The 21,233-nt window shown below is 39.7% G+C and carries 18 protein-coding genes; 5 read left to right on the top strand and 13 right to left on the bottom strand.

Annotated features, from left to right (window positions below; all coding sequences use genetic code 11):
* Positions 1 to 176 precede the first annotated feature (176 nt).
* Both PALI_RS06005 and PALI_RS06000 read right to left on the bottom strand, forming a co-directional pair.
* Positions 177 to 890 (bottom strand): L,D-transpeptidase family protein, encoded by a 714-nt coding sequence (locus tag PALI_RS06005; RefSeq protein ID WP_193155240.1) that lies wholly within the window; start codon positions 888 to 890, stop codon positions 177 to 179.
* Between the two features lie 14 nt (positions 891 to 904).
* Positions 905 to 2,014, bottom strand: coding sequence for an endonuclease/exonuclease/phosphatase family protein (locus tag PALI_RS06000; protein WP_193155891.1), 1,110 nt, complete (start codon positions 2,012 to 2,014; stop codon positions 905 to 907).
* A gap of 297 nt (positions 2,015 to 2,311) precedes the next feature.
* On the opposite strand from PALI_RS06000, the gene PALI_RS05995 reads away from it, so the two are divergent.
* The gene (locus PALI_RS05995; protein ID WP_193155239.1) at positions 2,312 to 4,606 is read left to right on the top strand and encodes a peptidase U32 family protein; all 2,295 of its coding nucleotides are present in this window, start codon (positions 2,312 to 2,314) and stop codon (positions 4,604 to 4,606) included.
* Between the two features lie 10 nt (positions 4,607 to 4,616).
* Positions 4,617 to 5,279, top strand: coding sequence for a glutathione S-transferase (locus PALI_RS05990; protein ID WP_193155238.1), 663 nt, complete (start codon positions 4,617 to 4,619; stop codon positions 5,277 to 5,279).
* 50 nt (positions 5,280 to 5,329) lie between these two features.
* Here the strand turns inward: PALI_RS05990 and PALI_RS05985 are convergent, their stop codons facing one another.
* Positions 5,330 to 5,791 (bottom strand): hypothetical protein, encoded by a 462-nt coding sequence (locus PALI_RS05985; protein WP_077537746.1) that lies wholly within the window; start codon positions 5,789 to 5,791, stop codon positions 5,330 to 5,332.
* On the opposite strand from PALI_RS05985, the gene PALI_RS05980 reads away from it, so the two are divergent.
* Positions 5,776 to 6,966, top strand: a complete 1,191-nt coding sequence (locus PALI_RS05980) for a PQQ-dependent sugar dehydrogenase (RefSeq protein WP_193155237.1) — start codon at positions 5,776 to 5,778, stop codon at positions 6,964 to 6,966. The two genes, PALI_RS05985 and PALI_RS05980, sit on opposite strands and share 16 nt — an antisense overlap.
* A gap of 145 nt (positions 6,967 to 7,111) precedes the next feature.
* Here the strand turns inward: PALI_RS05980 and PALI_RS05975 are convergent, their stop codons facing one another.
* Both PALI_RS05975 and PALI_RS20035 read right to left on the bottom strand, forming a co-directional pair.
* Positions 7,112 to 7,531, bottom strand: coding sequence for an IS1096 element passenger TnpR family protein (locus PALI_RS05975; RefSeq protein ID WP_193155236.1), 420 nt, complete (start codon positions 7,529 to 7,531; stop codon positions 7,112 to 7,114).
* A 122-nt stretch (positions 7,532 to 7,653) separates the two neighbouring features.
* On the bottom strand, positions 7,654 to 8,433 hold the full coding sequence (locus PALI_RS20035; RefSeq protein ID WP_226894503.1) for an NBR1-Ig-like domain-containing protein: 780 nt from the start codon (positions 8,431 to 8,433) through the stop codon (positions 7,654 to 7,656).
* 124 nt (positions 8,434 to 8,557) lie between these two features.
* Here PALI_RS20035 and PALI_RS05965 point away from each other — a divergent pair, with 124 nt between their 5' ends.
* Positions 8,558 to 9,517 (top strand): M23 family metallopeptidase, encoded by a 960-nt coding sequence (locus PALI_RS05965; RefSeq protein ID WP_193155235.1) that lies wholly within the window; start codon positions 8,558 to 8,560, stop codon positions 9,515 to 9,517.
* 594 nt (positions 9,518 to 10,111) lie between these two features.
* Here the strand turns inward: PALI_RS05965 and PALI_RS05955 are convergent.
* From PALI_RS05955 to lrp, 7 genes are all read right to left on the bottom strand, one after another.
* Positions 10,112 to 10,762: a hypothetical protein gene (locus tag PALI_RS05955; protein WP_193155234.1), complete on the bottom strand. Its 651-nt coding sequence runs from the start codon at positions 10,760 to 10,762 to the stop codon at positions 10,112 to 10,114.
* A gap of 616 nt (positions 10,763 to 11,378) precedes the next feature.
* Positions 11,379 to 12,683 (bottom strand): serine--tRNA ligase, encoded by a 1,305-nt coding sequence (gene serS, locus PALI_RS05950; protein WP_096793228.1) that lies wholly within the window; start codon positions 12,681 to 12,683, stop codon positions 11,379 to 11,381.
* 9 nt (positions 12,684 to 12,692) lie between these two features.
* Complete coding sequence (gene crcB, locus PALI_RS05945) at positions 12,693 to 13,073, bottom strand: fluoride efflux transporter CrcB (protein ID WP_138584440.1); 381 nt, start codon at positions 13,071 to 13,073, stop codon at positions 12,693 to 12,695.
* A complete protein-coding gene (locus tag PALI_RS05940) occupies positions 13,066 to 14,409 on the bottom strand; it encodes a replication-associated recombination protein A (RefSeq protein WP_193155233.1) in 1,344 nt (447 codons plus the stop codon). The genes crcB and PALI_RS05940 overlap by 8 nt, the downstream gene beginning before the upstream one ends.
* Entirely contained in the window at positions 14,402 to 15,028 is a 627-nt protein-coding gene (lolA, locus tag PALI_RS05935) for an outer membrane lipoprotein chaperone LolA (protein ID WP_193155232.1), read from the bottom strand. Before lolA ends, PALI_RS05940 begins: the two co-directional genes overlap by 8 nt.
* Positions 15,025 to 17,520, bottom strand: a complete 2,496-nt coding sequence (locus PALI_RS05930) for a DNA translocase FtsK (RefSeq protein WP_193155231.1) — start codon at positions 17,518 to 17,520, stop codon at positions 15,025 to 15,027. The genes lolA and PALI_RS05930 overlap by 4 nt, the downstream gene beginning before the upstream one ends.
* A gap of 432 nt (positions 17,521 to 17,952) precedes the next feature.
* A complete protein-coding gene (gene lrp, locus PALI_RS05925) occupies positions 17,953 to 18,432 on the bottom strand; it encodes a leucine-responsive transcriptional regulator Lrp (protein WP_033014887.1) in 480 nt (159 codons plus the stop codon).
* Between the two features lie 142 nt (positions 18,433 to 18,574).
* Between lrp and ald the strand changes: the two genes are divergently transcribed.
* Positions 18,575 to 19,696 carry an alanine dehydrogenase gene (ald, locus tag PALI_RS05920; protein ID WP_077537734.1) on the top strand — a complete coding sequence of 374 codons (1,122 nt, stop codon included), beginning with the start codon at positions 18,575 to 18,577 and terminating at the stop codon, positions 19,694 to 19,696.
* Between the two features lie 104 nt (positions 19,697 to 19,800).
* Here ald and pssA read toward each other — a convergent pair whose 3' ends face one another.
* Positions 19,801 to 21,126, bottom strand: a complete 1,326-nt coding sequence (gene pssA, locus PALI_RS05915) for a CDP-diacylglycerol--serine O-phosphatidyltransferase (protein WP_077537733.1) — start codon at positions 21,124 to 21,126, stop codon at positions 19,801 to 19,803.
* Between the last annotated feature and the right edge of the window lie 107 nt (positions 21,127 to 21,233).

Genomic DNA, 21,233 nt, shown 5'->3' with positions numbered 1-21,233 from the left:
CGAGTTCACAACTTATAATCTATCACTATCACCACATCTAAAAGTGATGTAGATCAATAAATATCCACTGGATAATAAAGGATGGGCACTGTTAAATTTTTACAGTTAAAACATGTACAAATTTTAGGCGGTTTAAAATAGTAATGCGAGTACACGATCAGCATTAACTTTAGCGATTATTTCTTTTCGAAGGTATATTTCCTGCTAGAAACCTCAACATTTGGCGGCTGCTTGTGAGTGTTAAAATAATCATAACCCTCTTTAAGGTTAAGCCAAAAAGAATACCATTGATTTGCTCTATACTTTGATAAAACCTCATCATCAAGCTTAAACGGAAATGAATGAACCCTAAAAAAAGGCTGCCCCGATTTTAGCGCTGCAGCAGCTAATGCGTAAATTTCATTTATATATTCATCAGTCATTGCATAACAGCCAATGGAAACACAGTTGCCATGCACCATCAGTGCACTGCCAGTTCGGTTGTGTGCCCGGTCATACTTATTTGGAAAGCCCAAATTAAACGATAAGTGATAACTGCTCCAAGGGTTGAGCCGGCCAGCATTAACATAATAAAACCCTTCCGGGCTTTGATTGTCGCCTTCTTTTAATTTAGGGCCAAGATCACCTGAAAAAGTACAAACTTCATAGTTTTTGAAGTGTATAAATGTGTCATCATCTGACTCTACCCAGACTTCAAGAATGCCAGGATCTTTAAATATTCGAATAAATATAGGAGCCCCGTATCTAAGCCCTTTATTAGAAAGTTGCTCTTTTAATGTGGATTCAACCATTGATATGGCTTTTTCAGACCGTGCACTGGTAGGAAATTCAGCTGCAAAAGAATTAAACATAAAAAATACCAAGAATGTAATTGTAGTTAATTTCTTCATAATAAAAATAGCCTTTACGACCTTAACTTTAGTGTGATCAACACCACACCGTGGTCGGTAGTTAAATCATCACGCTCATACTCGGGATTTATTAAATGCCTGTCATACGTACTGTAATCACTTACTTCAAAAAAGCTATCATCGTAACTGGCATCAAACTCACACGACAATAAAATGTAATCCAGCACAGAGCTGCTAGCACCATAGTAATGTGTAGGCGCTCTTAACGGTGCTGGATTTGTTATTTTTGTATTTTTTTCTTGGCTTTTATCCGTTGAATCAACAATCTCGCTGTTATTGCTATTACAATCGATTTGTACATCGTTTGTTATTATTTCATCACTAAGCAGCTCACCATTGCTTAGCTGCGACTTTACAAATAAATCCCATGAATCATTTAAACAATATTTAGCAAGGTAGGTTTTAGCATCAAAAGCAGGAGCAAAGCGTAATGTCTTTGTGAGTAAATGACTTAACACGCCATCCGCAAGTTCATTATTAAAGTCCCCCATTAATAGCATGGGTTGCTGCGTAGCTTCACGGCGAGTAATCATTTGTATCATTAGCAATGTAGCTTCACTGCCACGCTGAATAGTTGAGCCCCATCCGCCCGCTACATTCGCCTTTAAAATTTCGATTATGTTCTTTTCAGGCGTTAGCTCTTTATTGTGCTCATCAACATTAATCATTGGGCGCTTAGATTTAAAATGCACCACATAACAATCAGTATTGCCTATGTGCGGCAAAGTAACGGTAGCTCTTAGTACTTTGCGACTAAAAGTAAACTCACTATTAAGGCCAAGCATACTTGCAAGCTCACTATCGTGCTCAACCGCTGCCACTTCAACTATGGGGTATTTAGCCGCAATCGCCACTACGGGGCGTTTATAAATAAAGTCGTCAATCACCTCTGGCGTATCAACTACTGCAAAGTAATTATAACCTTGCTCGCCTACTAACTCTTTTAACGAGTCAATACTAAACACTTCCTGAAAGCCAATTACATCGGGTTGATATTGCGTTAAATAATCAACTATCCAGCGCTGCTTTTTGACCCACTGCTGCGTAGTGTAAATTTTCTCAAATTCATAGTATGCATTGGGCGGCTCAAGATAGTTAAACAGATTAAATGTGGCTATTTTAAGTTGGGTGTTAATAATTACAGATTCTTGAATATTAAAATCTGTATCTAACTGTTTTAGATCTTGATTGCTGATATCTATTGCCTAAGTAAAGTTGGAAGTCTAGCTTGCTCTATAAACTATCATTTTATTACATGTTTATATAATAGGTCAGCCAGCTTGATTAAAATTTTATACACTCTTTCATTTTTGTATTCATTATATCCCTCAATAAATAGCATTCATGCTACTAACCAGATAAAATTCGCGGCAATTAAATATGAGCGAAGTGAAGTTGTCATGAGTAGAAAGATTGAACTATTAGCCCCAGGCGGTGATGTAAACGCGGTAAAAGCCGCCATTGTAGCCGGTGCTAATGCGGTTTATTGTGGATTAGATACTTTTAATGCACGTAACCGAGCGTCTAATCTTTCGTTTGATGAGCTTAACGGCGCACTTCGCTTAGCCCATGAATACGGCTGTGAAATATTTTTAACGCTAAACGTAGTGATATTAGAGCACGAAATGGGTGCGCTATTTAAGCTATTAAATCAGCTAGTAAATACAACGCTCGATGGCATTATTGTGCAAGATTTAGGATTGTTCAATATTGTTAAAAAGCACTTTCCTACTTTGCATATTCACGCATCGACTCAGTTAACTACCCATAACGAATCACAGGTTGAATTTTTAGCGCGCATTGGCGCTACGCGTGTAAACTTATCGCGCGAGCTTAACTTAACTGAAATAAAAATACTGACCGACGTAGCACACAAATGCGATGTATTAACCGAAGTATTTGTTCACGGCGCCTTATGTATTGCGTTTTCAGGGCAATGTTATTCAAGCTCAGTAAGTGTGGGTAACTCGGGCAATCGTGGTCGTTGCTCGCAAGCGTGTCGTGATGAATACGAGCCAACGGCGATGGGTAACAAACACCCGTTAAACTTAAAAGACAATTCAGCCTATTTTGATTTACCTGAGCTGGTAGCCGCAGGTGTTGATTCGTTAAAAGTAGAAGGCCGTATTAAAGGCGCTAACTACGTACATACGGTGATTGATAGCTGGCGCAAACAAATAGATACCTTTGTACAAACCGGTAACCTCATTGAAGACGATTCAAGCTTATACAAAGTATTTAACCGTAATTTTACTAATAAGTTTTTGCAAGGTGACATGACTAAAAACATGTTTACCGATAACCCACGGGATCATAGCTTTGATCACGCTAACGAAAAAAACAACGCGATTTCGGTTGTGCAAATTTACGATGCACAACAAGAGCTCGCCGCAGAAAAAAATGACATTGATACATTGGTTAAAAAGAAGATTGAGTTTTTAGATATTTCAAAACGAGAGCTACGCTTTGAGTTTACAGGCCAATTAAACCAGCCATTTACAGTAACACTGATAATAAACGATAAACACGACAACACTCTAGCAGATGAAAGTGCTCTGCAACCTCTACGTTTTGAAGTTCAATCGCAAATGCCTATGCACACCGCCGATAAATCGGTTGTTGATATTGCCGCTATTGATAAACGCTTTAAAACCTTTAGTAATGCCAATTTTGACATTAAAAACATGGATTACTCAAACTTAGGCGACAACTTAAGCATTCCGTTTAAAGAGCTTGCCCGTATTAAAAAGCAAGTCGCGTTTTTGTTAAACGAAGGCAAAAACGTACTCGCCCCTGTTGAACTACCTAAACTAGTTAATCACGAAAAAGTCGATAAAAACAAAACAACACTCTCTATTTTAATATCGGATATAAAAGACGTTCACCTATGTGATTTAACTGACGGCGATGTTTACTTTAAATTACCTGAAAGCTTTAGAACCGATAACGATAAATACATTAATGTATTTTTAGAGCACCCTCAGTTAATTCCGTGGTTTCCGGCGGTATTAATTGGTAAAGATTTTGAAGAAGCGGTACGTTTACTCGAAGTTGTAAAACCTAAGCTTATTATTAGTAACAATACAGGCGTGGCATTTAAAGCGGTGAAAATGGGTATTGACTGGATTGCCGGCCCGTTATTAAACACCACAAACTCTTATGCGTTACTAACACTACAAGAAGATTTAAATGCACAAGGCGCGTTTATTTCAAACGAAATAAACAAACCACAAATGCGTAATATTAAACGCCCTAACAACTTTAAAATGATGTACAGCATTTATCATCCAATACTAATGATGACTAGCCGACAGTGTTTTTTCCAGCAAACGGTAGGCTGTAAAAAACCACGTATTGACGCAAGCTGTATGTTGAGCTGTAAAAAAGAAACCACCGTTACCAATGTAAAAGGCATTAGCTTTGCTATTGATAAACAAAAAGGCGGCTACCCAAGTATTTACAACCATGAGCAATTTTTAAACATGGATATAGTGAGTGACTTTGCCGACAAATTTGACGAGTTTATGATTGATTTAACCGATATTGGCTCAGGCGATAAAGAAAAGCTCGATAAAGCCGTGTTACTTGCGCACTTCCAAGACTTAGTTAACGGCCAAACACAAGCGGTTGAATACCTAAATAGCTTGGTAAAAGTACAAACCCGCCAACAATATGTTGAAGGCCTAAACAGCTAAGGTAACTGACATGACATTGCCATTATTATATTCACTACAACACTGCCCATACGCAATGCGTGCACGAATGGGTATTTTAATGGCAGAGCAACAGGTTTTACTGCGTGCTATAAAAACGAAAAATAAGCCACCGCATCTTTTGCAAATATCGCCAAAAGGCACTGTGCCTGTTTTATTACTGCCGAATAATCAAGTTGTAGATGAAAGCATCGATATTATGCTCTGGGCGCTTAAACACAACGATCCGCATAATTTACTACACGCTCACGATCCATTAGCACTTGCGCGCATGCTTGAGTTAGTTAAGTTAAACGACACGCAATTTAAACCGGTGCTCGAAAAGTACAAATTTTATGCTCGCACAAAAGACATGGCACAAATTTATTACCAAAAAGCCTGCGAAGAGTATATTAAACAGTTTGAAGCAAAACTAACCATGCATAAATACTTAATGGGCAATGAAAAAAGTCTAGCCGATTATGCCCTGCTACCGTTTATTAGACAGTTTGCCCGCGTAGATAAACACTGGTACTTACAAAGCGAATACACGCATGTGCGCGAATGGTTAAACGAGTTTTTACACGCCCCCATGTTTACCAAAGTCATGGCCAAATACGATTTATGGATGGACTGCGGCGAAGAGTTTTTATACGGCGCTACAAAGAGTAATTAACATTTAGGCAGTGCAAAGTCGTAATAAAAGTCTTACTTATTTCCTCTAAACTAACACTTGTTAAGGCCAGTTTTACTAACTGTTTCCTTTATTAGCTGTGAATAAACATAACCCCCTACCGCACCCGCAAGCAGTTGCGCATAAAATCCCCAACCTCTCGCGCCCGCTATAATATGAATATTCATAATTGACTCAATGGCAACTAAAACAACAGCAAAAGCGACAATACCCGCAATAACAAATAGCTGAGTTTGTTGTTTTTTAACCTTTTTATACAGCAATCCTGCGGCGAAAAAAGCGATAACAAGTGCAATGGCAATAATAGCGCCGTAGGTGGGTAATAAGCCTAACCAATCATCAAGCGTTAAATTAACGCGATCACTAAAGTCTACCACAACACCCACATTAACTAATTGATTGACAACGTATTGACTATGAAACAAGCTAGCAAGTGTGAATGTAAGTAACCAAGAAACTAAAAATGAAGGCAATATACGTGTTAAAAACGACATGGTTATCTCAACTTAAAATAAAGCTTTTCTCTTATACCAGTCATGCTAGCAAAGGCTTGCCCAGTAAACAATGTATCTCTTTTTTTACTCTGCTTTCGCTTTTAGCATTTTCTGTTAATGCACAAGCCGCATTACCAAAAGAGCAATACCGTACAAAAACACTGGCTACGCAATTACAGTCTCCGTGGAGCATGGTTGAACTACCAAACGGCACATGGTTAATTACAGAACGTGATGGCCACGTCGTTATAGTTAAAAACGACGCACAATCAAGAGTAAAATTAAATCTAACAGGTTTATACGTTGCGGGCCAAGGGGGTTTACTCGACATTGTCTTATCGCCAGATTATAACGACTCCAAAGAAATTATTTTTACCTATGCCCAAGGTGATGCAAGCGCAAACCGACTTGTTATTGCCAAAGCCACGTTTGATGGAACTGACTTTTCAAAGCCTAACGTTACTTATAAAGTCGCGACTGATAAAAACACACCGCAACACTATGCTGGCCGTGCCCTAGTCCTACCCGACAATACCTTGCTATTTTCAAATGGTGATGGGTTTGATTTTAGAGAGCAAGCACAAGTTATTACCAGCCAGCTTGGTAAAATATTACGCATAAACTTAGATGGCAGCACTCCAACAGATAACCCATTTATTAATCACGAAAACCCAAACGCCCATGCTGTTTACTCACTTGGCCACCGTAACCCGCAAGGCCTAGTTTATGATTACGATACGCAGCAAATTGTTAGCCACGAGCACGGCCCCGCAGGCGGTGACGAGCTAAATTACTTATCCGCTGGCACCAATTACGGCTGGCCGGTAATCACCTATGGCAAAGATTACTCGCAAGCGCGTATTTCACCCTTTACCGAATATAAAGGCATGCAAAAACCAAGTGTTAATTGGACGCCATCAATAGCGCCATCAGGCATGGCGTATTACGGATCTAAACACGCAGCTTTTCCTTCATTACAAAAGCATGTACTGATCACTACTTTGGTCGATCAAAAGCTGTACAGTGTTAACCTAGCCAATGGTGAATTTACGCAGTCTCACGTATTTCCCGAGGCCGCAGGTCGATTAAGAGATGTGTTTGTTACCACTGAGGGTAATATTGCGATATTAACCGACGGTAAAGAGGCAAAGCTAATGTTAGTCACGCCAAGGTAATTGGCGCTATTAATATTAGCTAAGGGCACATAGTTATAATCATGGACTAATATCAAATGAGTTAAACAAAAGGCACACTAATTAATCCAAGCAGTGGTCAAAACTAGTTGACCACTGTGCTCTACAGCTACCCAATTAGATAAAATCATTCATCCCAATCAGGATATTGCTTCGGTTTTATACCACTTTCGAGCACCACTCTAGGATAAAATATATCAGGCTTTTCACTAAAGCGTTTTTTTCTGCTTTTACTTATTTGAAACAACCAGCTATCACCGTAATCAAACATATAATAGAGCTTTTTACCCTTAGCTTGAGGAAATATGCTAGCAACTGTTTCTTGGGTTACCTTATCGTCATTGTATACTATACGCTGCGCGCTTCTAGAATAATAAGAGCTACCAATACAAAACTCATACATATGATCATCATCAAAGCCTACAACAGATAAAATTGCCTGATGTAATTCATCCAAGCTATAATCAATAGGGATTTCTAAAGCACATTCCCATTCATTATAAGCGTGCATACCATCGAGTAATTTTACCTTTAACGTTTCAATCATGCTTAGACTCCCCTTGTTACCTATATTGAATGGACTGCCTATTAAGCGGACGGGTATTTTTTCAATTAAAATGAATATTCAGTTTGATTTTATTCACTTTAAAACTTAGCTCCTTAAAATATTCACATGGCTACATTCACTAGTAAGTAAACACTATGCAAATTAGGGAAATATAGCTGACCTAATTTATCCGTCATTTTAAAATCTAAACGGCAAGAACCGGGGATATGAGGAGTTTTAAATTTAATACTAATATCTACAACTTCACCTGGTGAAGTTTCCCCTATTGGCACCATACTCGCAGATGAACAAAGTAAATTTGAATGCGGAGTCAAACGTTTTAAATAGCGGCCTCGCCAAACATGTTTTCCAGAATTTTTTAAGCGCCATGTTTTAACATGGTGGCTATTTACTTTTAATGTTGTGCCATCAGGAATACTGATATCTTTTACAAACGTCGACCAATCATTTTTTAACATATTGTTGGTCTTAGCTGGTTGGTGCACCTCACTATTAAAAGTCCCCTTATATAACAGCGCAACAAAAAGTAACGAAAAAATAACAGCTATACTAAGCACTACATTTTTTCTTTTGGGCCGCTCAAGCCTATGTTGGATATTTTTAAAAGCAATATTAAGGTAAGTGTTCGACTCCTCCCGATCAGTTTCACATAAAATAGGATCATCATAATTAAAAAAAAACGTCGTTTCATTGTCTGTTAAACAAAGAGCCTTAACCATTCGCTTTTGTAAAGCTGTACCTGCTTTTCTTTCACCATTAACTACTTTATTAAAATGTGAGCGACTGCAGCTACATTCAAAAATTAATTCTTTCTGACTTATTTTTCTTTGTACTAAGACTAAATCAACTTTTTCTTTTAAATTATTTTTATAACCACTCATAAAAGTTACCAAAACGTATCCTTTTTGTACTCAAATTGTATCCGACACATTTTTTTTATTCAAATAACTTTTTAAATGAGTAAGTTAGTGATCGAACACAATTCATATTACTAAAGGATATAAAATGAGATTACTAACCAGCAGCGCCTTGGCAGCCATCATTGTGATTACTAATAGCAGCTACGCCAACGAATACACAGCAGTTCTAAGCGAAGGGAAACACCGATTGCAATTTGATAACAATACAACCGAACATAAATTTACACTATCTGGCTCTGAGCTTATGCGGCTGTCACTCTCTCATGATCGCGATGTAGATATTGACATGTATGTAAATTATGGAGATAACCCAGTACCGCTTAACTCATCTTCCAACTTGGCGAATCGGTGTGCACCTTGGAATGCACCATCAATCACTCAATATAATGGTTCTCAAGAGGAATGTTCTGTTAATTTGGCCAAAACCAACCAAAATGAACAATTCAAAGTACTTTTTAAATACAGTTCTGACAACCCTGTAAGCTATGAAGCTATTGTCAGATACTATCCAATTGACTGTAAACCTTATTTATATAGTACTCGCACTGTACTCAAACTCTGCCCCGTAACGCATGCTCAAGAACGCCATAATTACTCATACACCGAAAACTACCGCTGGAAAGTTACCCCCGAGAGTTCACTTCATACAGATGGTGATATACATGCTCGTGATATTAATAGAGGGGGTGGTAACTCAGACAAAGGGGAACACCTATTTGCAGGTTTTAGCGGTAAAGTTATTTTTGCTGGATATTCTAGTGGATATGGCTACAACATTGTGATTTATAACTCACAGTATAAGGTTGCAGCACGATATGCTCATCTTAGTTATTATACTGATGAGACTAGTGTTGCTACTGGTCAGCATATAGGCCAAATAGGTAATTCAGGTACTATAGACGCACATCTCCATATGGCTGTTTATAGAGGCCTTGAAATCGACTCTTCAGGCTACAATAGCTTAGAGCAAGGAAAGCGACCAGCCTTAAAATACGCTGCTCAATTTGAATTTCCTTCTCGTAATGAGTTCGACATAAGACCATAATTTATTTTCGGTGATTAGAGCCTTATCACACTCTAATCGCCGAATAGCCCTACCACAAAAATTAATAGCTATATGCATCGCATGAAAATAAAGGTACAGGTATTTCCTGCTTAATGGATAACTATACTTTTTCTCTATTGCGATAAATTAAGCTATACAACCTCTCCAATTGTACACGAAAAAAACCACTGCTCGACTTTTTCAATCAACACAATTAGCGTTACCCTCTCGTTAATAAAAAGCGCACAAAGGACGCAGAAATAGTTAAACCATCAGTTAAACCATCAGTTAAACCATCAGTTAAACCATCAGTTAAACCATCAGTTAAACCATCAGTTAAACCATCAGTTAAACCATCAGTTAAACCAAAGTTAAACCAAAGTTAAACCAAAGTTAAACCACAAAATTAAACCAGACAGCCACTCTAATTGTACAAATAATATTGTGCTATTAGCACTGATGAAAGCCTAGTACTTAGTTCGCCATACTGCAAAAATTAGGGTGGGTGTCAGTTTATTTTGTTCTAACGGGCAATTTGCGCAGCGAATGGCATGCATGCCTTGGTGAATCTCATTTCAGAGGCTTGTTAGGCATTTAAAATTCCCAACCAACGATAACAGAAAGGTCCTTTATATCATGTTGATATTTGACTACTCCCGTATAGTCATATTCTTTAGTTTCATTAATGCCCAACCATGAATATTCTAAGCCTACATATAAGTTTTGCGTTAATTTATATTCTAAACCTAATGAAGTATAAATATCATTACCACTGCCACCACCATTAGTAACATCAGTAGGAACAAGCTGTGCCGGAATTACATCTTTATATTTCCAATGGGCAATACCTACTCTTACATTAACAATAAAATCTTCAAACAACTCAGTCTTACCTTTAAAGCCAAGCTTTATTGATTCAACATCTATTGGTAATCTAACATCATAAGAGTGATCATAACCGCCATTAAATTGAGGAGGAATTGAAATAGTATACTCACTAATTGATTCACCATGATCATGCTTAGCTATTTCAACTGCTATATAATCCGTAAGCTCTAGACCCAACCTTAACGCAAAAGAATCAGAATCTGGTGATGATGAGCGACTATCTCCTAAATCAAAATCTTGAAATGCATAAAGCTCATTTTTAGCCTTACCAAACAATACTTCCGAGACTATCGACATTTCTGCCTTTGTATAAACAGGTAATGATAAGAGCACTACCCCTACTATATAATTTTTCATTATTTCTCTATAATTTAATACTTATTCTAAGCTTTAAAAATGCCTAACGGCATATATCACATGGCTAAACAACTCTACTAGAAACTACAATATAAACAAGTAATTACGTATATTATAAAATGTTCGCTGTTAAAATACACCAAAACGACTTTTAATAATGTTATTGGACAAAACATAAACACTGTCTATACATACAGCACATTTAAAATGTTGAATATTATTTATGAAATCTCTCTTCCTAACCACGATTAAAGATTATATGTATAGCAATCGCTATTGTTACCAGCTATACAAAGAACACTATTGAAGCATATCTGTTTTGGATTCTGCCTATACCCGCTTAAATAGTATGCAATAAGCTCCGGCTCTATGGGAGATACTCAAGTGAAGTTATGTTTAAATCATTTAGTAAACTCGTAAAATGTAGCGCAAGGAACTTATAAAAAGGACTGGCGCATATTTTTGCCAAAGAACTATAACGCGCTAAAGCACATCCTACATATTAGCTGAACTTTATTACCTTTAACCTACCACAAAAAAGCCGCTGTTTATTACAAACAGCGGCTTTTGTCTTAAGATTTACAAGCTTAAAGCTTGCTTAACTTAAACTTGATTTTTATTGTTTACCAATTACTTCAAGTCCACCCATGTATGGGCGTAATACTTCTGGTACGACTACAGTACCATCAGCTTGTTGGTAGTTTTCTAGTATGGCTACGAGTGTACGGCCAACGGCTAAGCCTGAACCATTTAGTGTATGTAGTAACTCTGGCTTTTTAACACCTTCACGGCGAAAACGTGCTTGCATTCTACGCGCCTGAAAGTCTGCCATGTTTGAACATGATGAAATTTCGCGGTATGTGTCTTGTGCAGGTAACCATACTTCTAAGTCGTATGTTTTAGCTGAGCCAAAGCCCATGTCGCCCATACATAAAATTACTTTTCGGTATGGTAGGTCAAGTGCTTGTAGTATTTGCTCTGCGTGACCTGTTAACTCTTCAAGCGTTGCCATTGAGTCTTCTGGTTTTACAAGTTGTACTAGTTCAACTTTATCAAATTGGTGCTGACGAATTAGGCCACGTGTATCGCGACCATAGCTGCCAGCTTCACTTCTAAAACATGGCGTGTGGGCTACTAAACGAATTGGTAAATCGCTTTCGTCATAAATTTCGTCGCGTGCGCTGTTTGTAAGCGGTACTTCAGCAGTAGGAATTAAGCTAAAGCCGGCTTGTTGTTCGCCATCGTCGTTCACAAGACCTAAGGTGTGGAACAAATCGCCTGCAAATTTAGGTAATTGGCTTGTGCCATAAAGGCTGGCGCTATTTACTAGGTACGGTACATACATTTCTGTGTAGCCGTTTTTGTCTGCGTGTGTATCTAACATAAATTGCGTTAGTGCACGGTGCATGCGCGCTACTTGGCCGCGCATTACGGTAAAGCGTGCGCCACTAATTTTAACGCCCATTTCAAAATCTAAGCCGTTTAAGTCTTGACCTACATCTACGTGATCTTTAACTTCAAAATCGAATTTTTTAGGTGTGCCCCACGTTAAAATTTCAACGTTGTCGTCTTCGTCTTTACCGGCAGGTACTGACTCGTCTGGCAAATTTGGAATTGCTAAAGCAATGTCGTTAATCGCGGCTAATACTTCATCTTGCTCTGTTTTAGCGGCGTCTAGCTCACTGCCTAAGTTAGCCACTGCATCAAGGAGTGGCTGCGCGTCTTCGCCTTTTGCTTTGGCTTGACCAATTGCTTTTGCGCTTGCATTACGTTGACTTTGAAGTTCTTGCGTTTTTACTTGTAATGTTTTGCGTTTTTCTTCAAGTGCCGTTACCGTCGCGACATCGAGTTCGTAACCGCGCGCTGCTAAACGTGCTGCAGTTTGTTCGATGTCTTGACGTAAAAATTTAGAATCTAACATGTTAGTTTTTTAACCTTTTTGCATTACTAGCTGAAGGCCCAGCCAAGCCATAAAAATACACACCATCACGTTTAAGATGATATTGAGGGCCATTTTAATAAAGTGACCTTGTTGTAATAACAACAACGAGTCCATTGAGAATGTTGAAAAGGTGGTTAATGCACCTAAAAAGCCAATTCCTATAAGGGTTTTGGCGGGGCTTGCGGTGATAATTTCTTTATCTATCAAACCGTACAAAATGCCCATTAACAATGAACCCAGAATATTAACCGTCAACGTGCCAAAAGGGAATCCCCTACCGAGGAGTTTTAGCATGCTTTCGCTAATAAAAAACCTTAAACACGCACCTGAGGCTCCGCCAAGGGCGATCATCAGATAAAGTTTAATCATTTTCGTATCGTTTAAGTGGGCTTTGCGCATCGCGCTCTTTTAGGTAATCGAGTTTTTGTTTAATTTTTTGCTCAAGTCCGCGCTCGCTCGGTAAGTAATATTCTTTACCGTCCATTTCTGGTGGTAAATATTTTTCACCTGCGGCAAATGCGCCTTCTTCATTATGCGCATAGCGATACTCAGCGCCGTAACCTAAGTCTTTCATTAAGTTGGTTGGTGCATTGCGTAGGTGCTCTGGCACTGGGTAGCTTGGCTCATTTTGAGCATCAGCTTTGGCTTGATTAAACGCCATATACACTGCATTACTTTTAGGTGCACTGGCTAAATACAATGTGGCTTGTGCAATAGCGCGCTCACCTTCGCTTGGCCCTACTCGCTGAAATATATCCCACGCATTTAGGGCAACTTGCATCGCGCGAGGATCGGCGTTACCAATGTCTTCTGTAGCAATGGCAAGTAAACGCCTCGCTACATACAAAGGGTCGCCACCACCAGCTAAAATTCGGCAATACCAATACAGCGCGCCGTCTGGGGAGCTGCCACGTACGGATTTATGAAAGGCTGATATTAAATCGTAAAACTCATCGCCGCCTTTGTCGTATTTAGCTAAATGCGTGGGTAATACTTGGCTAAGTACGTGCTCGTCTACGTTGTATTGACCGTTTTGCTCAGTTGTTAAATCAACTGCTTGTTCAAGTAAATTAAGTACTTTACGCGCATCGCCGCCACTTGCTTGGCAAAGTGCCTGTTTAGCGTTATCGGCAATAACTATGTTTTTTTGGTTTAGCTGCTCGTCTTGTTTAAGTGCGCGTTCTATTACAGTGTATAAATCGCTATCGGCAAGCGATTTTAAAACATACACGCGTGCACGCGACAATATAGCGTTGTTAAGGGCAAACGATGGGTTTTCGGTGGTTGCACCTACAAATATAAAGGTGCCATCTTCTATATGCGGTAAAAAAGCATCTTGTTGGGATTTATTAAAGCGGTGAACTTCGTCAACAAACATAAGGGTGCGTTGGCCACGGCTTTCTAAGTTTTCGCGCGCTTGCGTTACGCTGTCGCGAATATCTTTAACGCCTGCGGTTACCGCCGACATTTGAATAAGTGAGGCATCAGCGTGGTTGGCAATTATTTGCGCGAGTGTTGTTTTGCCAACACCCGGCGGGCCCCATAAAATTAAACTATGGCATCGCCCTGCGACAATGGCTTGATGCAGTGGTTTATCAGCGCTTAATAAGTGATGCTGACCAATGTACTCATCAAGCGTTGTAGGGCGCATACGCGCGGCAAGTGGGCGTACATCGGGCCCAAAGTTAAAACCTAAATTACTCACCGTTACTCTGATCGTCTATTTCAACACCTTCAGGAGGCGTAAATTCAAAAGTGCTTTTATCAAGCTGCGTATTAACTTGTGCATTGTTAAACGTAAATGACGATAGCTGCCCTGAGTTGTCGGTAACGACTAGTTTAGCAAGGCCTTGCTCGTTACCTGCAAACGCTATATCAAGTTGTTCTACTTGGCTTTCTACGCCTTTATTTGGCGTTACGCTAAAACCTGTATTTGTTGCAAGTACGCTGTATTTTTCCCATTGTGCTGGGTCTTTTGAGGTAAGCAATACAAACGGCGTTGAGTCGATTAGGCTGCTGGTTTTCATTATCGTTACTTGCTCAGCAAAGCTGTCGAAGTAATATGTTTTATCGCCGTTTGATACAAATAAAGTATCGTCTGGGTTTGTTTGCTGCCAGCGGATCATCATAGGTTGTTGAAGGGCTATTGTGCCCTCGCCTTGCATAACTGCTTGGCCTTCTTTATCTGTTACTTTTTGTGCAAACTGCGCTTTAAAGCTTTTTAACGTGGCAAGTTGGTCTTGTAGTGCTTGGCTGTCGTCAGCAAAGCTTGGTGCAGTAATTACGCTGCCTAACACTAATAATAAGGCGTTAAATTTTTTCATGAATTTGCTCCATTAGGTACTAATACATCGCGAGCGCCGTTATGGCCTGGTGAACTCACGATACCCGATGTTTCCATTTGTTCTACTAAACGTGCGGCGCGATTATAACCTACACGCAATTTACGTTGCACTGACGATACCGATACTTTGCCGGTTTCAATTACAAACGACACAGCTTCGTCGTATAACGGATCTGATTCTTCATCAGCGTTTTCGCTCGCTTCGCCTGGTAATAAAATATCTTCATTGGCATCGCCATTGAGTATTTCGTCAATATAATTTGGTTTAGCACGCGCTTTCCAATCGTTTACTACAGCGTGTACTTCATGGTCGTCTACAAACGCGCCATGCACACGCTCTGGTACGCTCGTGCCTGGCGGTAAATAAAGCATGTCACCCATACCTAGTAAGTTTTCTGCGCCTTGTTGATCAAGTATTGTACGCGAATCTATTTTACTCGATACCTGAAAGGCCATACGCGTTGGTATATTTGCTTTAATTAAGCCGGTAATTACATCAACCGACGGGCGCTGCGTAGCAAGCACTAAGTGAATCCCTGCCGCACGTGCTTTTTGAGCAATACGTGCAATTAGCTCTTCTACTTTTTTACCTACAATCATCATCATGTCGGCAAATTCGTCTATTACTACCACAATGCTTGGTAACTTACCTAGCTCATCTGGGCCTTCTTTCATGCCGTCGGTGTCTTTAAATAATGGGTCAAGAATTGGGTAGCCCGCTTCATTGGCTTCAAGCACTTTTTGATTGTAGCCTTTTAAGTTACGCACACCCAATGCTGACATTAATTTATAACGACGTTCCATCTCGCCCACACACCAACGCAGTGCGTTAGCCGCTTCTTTCATATCGGTGACTACTTCACACAATAAATGCGGAATGCCTTCGTATACTGATAGCTCAAGCATTTTAGGGTCAATCATAATCATACGTACATCGTCAGGACCCGATTTATACAGTAAGCTTACTATCATCACATTAACGCCCACTGATTTGCCTGAACCGGTAGTACCCGCAACCAATAAATGTGGCATTTTACCCAGATCAGCACATACAGGCTGACCGGCAATGTCTTTACCTAGCACCATAGTCAGTGGCGATGGGTTTTGCTCAAATTTAGGCGCATTTATTACTTCGGACAAACGAACTATTTCACGATGTTTGTTAGGCAGCTCTATACCCACATAGGTTTTGCCCGGAATAACTTCGACAACACGTACGCTAATTGCTGAAAGCGAACGGGCTAAATCCTTTGCTAAACCTGTAATTTTAGACACCTTGATACCTGGCGCTAAATCAAGTTCGAAACGCGTAACAACTGGGCCTGGATATACGGCTACAACCGTTGCTTGGACGTTAAAATCGAGGAGTTTTGTTTCTACCAAACGCGATACAGTATCTAGCTCTTCTTGCGATATCGGATTTTTAGCTTTATCAGGTCTGTCGAGCAAATCCAGCGACGGTAATGGCCCTGGTGGTGGCTCTTGCGTTAGTAACTGCTCAAATTTTTCTTTTGCTGTTGGTGGTGGCTGATAGGCTGCTTTTGGCTTAGGCATTGGTCTTGCTGGCGATACAACCGTTGTAACTGGCTTTTCAGGTTCTACAACTTGACTTTGGTCAAGTGCGTTTAATGCAGCTTCCGTATCCATTGGTTCGTCATCAATGGCACTAAAGCCTATTTCTTGATCAAGTATGTCATCGAGTTCATCAAACGGCATAAAGTCGTCACTCATTGGTGGCTCACTAAATGGCGTTTGTGGTTTGTTAATTGCTTTTTGTTTATCTGCTTTACTATTTTTTTCAGGGATTTCTATTTGTTCTTCAATATCGTCATCAAACTGTGCATCCATTTGATCATTATCAATATTACCCGCAATACGCTCTCGATGCATCCAGCCTTGTGCGTAGCTAGCACTAAAACGATAAAATCGAACGATTAATTCACCTAAATAGTCTACAAAATCAACCCACGACACACCTGTTAACAAGGTAAGTCCGGCAAAAAAGAAGCACAGTAGTAAAATGGATGTCCCAGTGAAATTAAATGCAGGCATCATTGCTGATTCAATCACATCACCCACTACTCCGCCCGATGAAAAGTTATAAATATCATCAAAATTAATGCTGCTAATAGCGGTGGCCGAGGTAATAAATAAAGCAAATCCTATTACACGCAGTGCTAAGGTGGTGTAGTCAAGCTGCAAAATGCGATGTGGTTGCTTAAATAACAAATAACCAAATATTTGAATTGCAGCAGGCACTAAGTAAGCCAACCAACCAAATGTGAGTAGTAATACATCCGCAATCCATGCACCCGCAGCACCCGTAATGTTTCTTACTTCGCTAAAGCTTGTTTGCGACCACGCCGCATCGGCGGGATCAAAACTGATCAACGCACATAAAATAAATATTGCTGTAAAGGTACTGATTATCAGCCCTGTTTCTAATAGTCTTTGCACACCGTTTAGGCGCATAGTTTCCTATCCCTCTTTATTATTCTATTTACACTCTCTTAGCAGTCAAATACCTTAGCAGGAAATGCAATTTGTTGCACTTTATCTTAGGGCCTGTTTATCTTTCGAGGTTAAATTTGCAGCTGACTGTTTGGTATTTAGGCAAGGCAGAGCCTATGGTGTGTGGTTATTCCCCATAAATAGGCGATAACGCAGCATAAATGCCAAACATGCGCTGCCCGAAGGGTTCTACCTAGGGGCAATTAACTCTTTGTTGCTCGGTTTTTACTTAGCCCACTAGGTTACAAACCTCGCGCCGTGATTAAATCGCCCCTAGATTGAACAAATTTTAATCCTGAAAGGTCAACAGGCCCTAGCCTTGATGGCCTGATTATGAACACGTTTTTATAATTTAGGCAGATAAAAGCAAATGTCAGCCTATTATAAATACTGTTAAGCAATATACGGGCGAATAATTACACCTTCTTCGCCTTTTACTTCTTCCATAACTACATAAGTACGACTTTCACTTACGTTGGGTAGTTTTAATAATATGTCACCTAAAACCCCTCGATACTCAGACATATCGTTAACGCGCGTTTTAAGTAAAAAGTCGAAGTTACCCGACACCAAATGACACTCTATGATCTCTTCGTGCTTTTTAACTGCTGCACTGAACTCGTCAAATACGTCGGGAGAGGTTTTGGTAATCGTTACTTCTACATACACCGACAAACCTTGTCCAAGCTTAGCTGGATCGACCACTGCTTTGTAGCCAAGTATGTAGCCTTCTCGCTCTAGCTTTTTCACTCGCTCTAGACAGGGCGTGGCGCTTAGGCCAACTCGTCTGGCCAGTTCAACATTTGACAGGCGCCCATCATGTTGTAGTTCCATCAAAATTTTACGGTCAATTCTATCTAATAACTGATGCATAGCACTCATTAGTTTTTTATACTGTTTATTTTATTTATTTAGATAATAACACTAGATTTGACTTTAAAAAAGGTGAGACACACGGGCTTGTCATGAATATAATAGTGAAAAATGTTAATCCGTTCTTAATAAGGCAAATGTTATGATTATTGGTGTACCTAAAGAAATAAAAAACCATGAATACCGTGTAGGTATGGTCCCTGCTAGTGTTCGTGAATTAGTAAATCACGGCCACCAAGTGATTGTAGAAACTGATGCAGGTATGGGCATTGGTTTTACTAACGAAGATTACACGCAAGCCGGTGCTGAAATTTTAGCAACTGCGGCTGATGTTTTTGCTAAAGCAGACATGATTGTAAAAGTAAAAGAGCCACAAGCTGTTGAACGTGCAATGCTTCGTGAAGACCAAATTCTTTTCACTTACTTACATCTTGCGCCTGATCTTCCACAAACTGAAGACCTTGTTAAAAGCAAAGCTATTTGTATCGCATACGAAACTGTAACTGACTCTCGCGGTGGCTTACCGCTTCTTGCTCCTATGAGCGAAGTAGCTGGTCGTATGTCTATTCAAGCTGGTGCACAAGCACTAGAAAAATCTAACCACGGTCGTGGCATGCTATTAGGTGGCGTACCAGGGGTTGAAGCGGCTAAAGTTGTTATCATTGGCGGCGGCATGGTTGGTCGTAGCGCAGCTCAAATGGCTGTTGGCCTTGGTGCTGAAGTGGTCGTTCTTGATCGTAACATCGACGTATTACGTGCACTAGATGCGCAATTTGGTAATAAAGTTAAAGCTATTTACTCAACTGCTGATGCACTAGAAAAACACGTACTAGAAGCTGATTTAGTAATAGGTGGCGTACTTATCCCAGGTGCAGCTGCACCTAAACTAGTCACTGCTGCGCACATTAAAGCAATGAAACCTGGTTCTGCAATTGTTGACGTTGCAATCGACCAAGGTGGCTGTATTGCGACTTCTAAAGCAACGACGCATGCTGATCCTACTTTCATCGTTGATGAAGTTGTTCACTACTGTGTTGCTAATATGCCAGGTGCTGTTCCACGCACATCTACGTTTGCACTTAACAATGCAACATTGCCTTTCATCATTAATCTTGCAAACAAAGGTTATAAAAAGGCGCTACTAGATGACGCTCACTTCTTAAAAGGCTTAAACGTAATTAAAGGCCAAGTAACTTATAAAGAAGTGGCACAAGCATTCAACATGGAATATGTTGATCCACGCACAGCGGTAGAAAACGCCTAATTTAGCGTTTTCTAGTTAGGCTTTAACAGCCTAACCCTAAACAATAAAAAGCAGCTATTAAGCTGCTTTTTTTTGTCTAGATTTTGAATCTTGTACAGGCAGGTTTAGATAAAACGCTTAATTATAAAATCTACTTTTACGCGCTTAGCTTGACCAAGTAGTTTTTTAACTGGTTGCGGGTAATCATCCATTGTTTCTAAATCATCTGGGCCTGTTAAACGACGGCAGTGTTGTAAAATTTCCTGCTTTTCGTTATCAATGGCCTGCATAATTGTTTGCTCTGGATCTTCTATTAAAATACCGTTTTCGATATCAAGACCCCATGCGCGTGGATTAAGGTTATGCCCACTTAGTAAATGTTTTGTTCTATCTGAACAAATACCTTTTAAATGGAACGAATTACTTTCATCTTTCCACAAATACACGTTTAAATTACCGTTATCGATATGGCGCTTTTGCGTTTTTACAAATTTATGCAAAATGGTTTCGTATAAATAAGGTAATGCCCCTATTTTACTAAACGGCTCGCTTGGCGGCATATAAAAGTCGTTTGCTGTTTTATCGCCCACAATAATAGTAACCTGCTTACCTTGCTTTAATAATCGACGCAACGAACGCATCAGCGGCGCCGGAAAATTAAAGTATGGCGTATACAACACAAGTTCTTGTTCAGTGGTGTCAAATAACGCTTTTATTACACGGTTTAACTCGTTATTACGACGACCAAGCCCTAAAAATAAACGAATGCCTAATGCTTGCTTATTTTGCTGCTCTGCTACGCTGTAACTCGCAACTTTTAAATCACGCATTAATTGCTTTTGCTCTAACTTAAAGTCGTTTAAACGCTTAAGTGGGCGTGTATCTATTCGTGGCACAGCTATTGAGCTTAGTAAATTTGTTTCAATAAACGCAATTATAGAGTTGCACAGCTCTCTCTGCGTTATTAAAAAGTAGCGATCGAGTCTGTAGCGATCGTTGTACTGCAAGTACACGTTGTTTAAACTTGCGCCGCTGTAAAGTAAGGTATCGTCAATCACAAAACCTTTTAAATGCAATACGCCAAATAACTCTTTGGCTTTTACAGGTACGCCATAAACTTGCACATTTGAATTAAATTTTTCTAAATAGTCGCAATATAAACTTGCGTTACCGTCTGATTTTTCAGCGCCAATAAGGCCACGTTGCGCACGATGAAAATCCACCAACACTTTTATTTCAAGTGCAGGGTTTGCTAATGACACACGGTGCAAAGCATCTAAAATTTCGCGACCTGCTTCATCATCTTGTAAATACAACGCAGTGATGTAGATACGTTTTTTTGCATTGCTAATTAAACGTAGTAATTGCGTACGGTAATCTTGCGCATTGGTTAAGACGTTAACGTCTTTTGAAGTCAACCCGAATGCGGGTTTTTCCTGCCAAAATAACATAGTTGCCTATTCACTTGGGTCACATGATCTATCAGTGACAAATAAAATTAGGTAAAACATAACAAAAAAAATCAAAGTGGTCATGAATTAACGTTGTTTTGTTGCTT

It is taken from the genome of Pseudoalteromonas aliena SW19, assembly GCF_014905615.1.
Classification (GTDB): Bacteria; Pseudomonadota; Gammaproteobacteria; order Enterobacterales; family Alteromonadaceae; genus Pseudoalteromonas; species Pseudoalteromonas aliena.
This window is presented reverse-complemented; position numbering and strand designations above follow the sequence as displayed.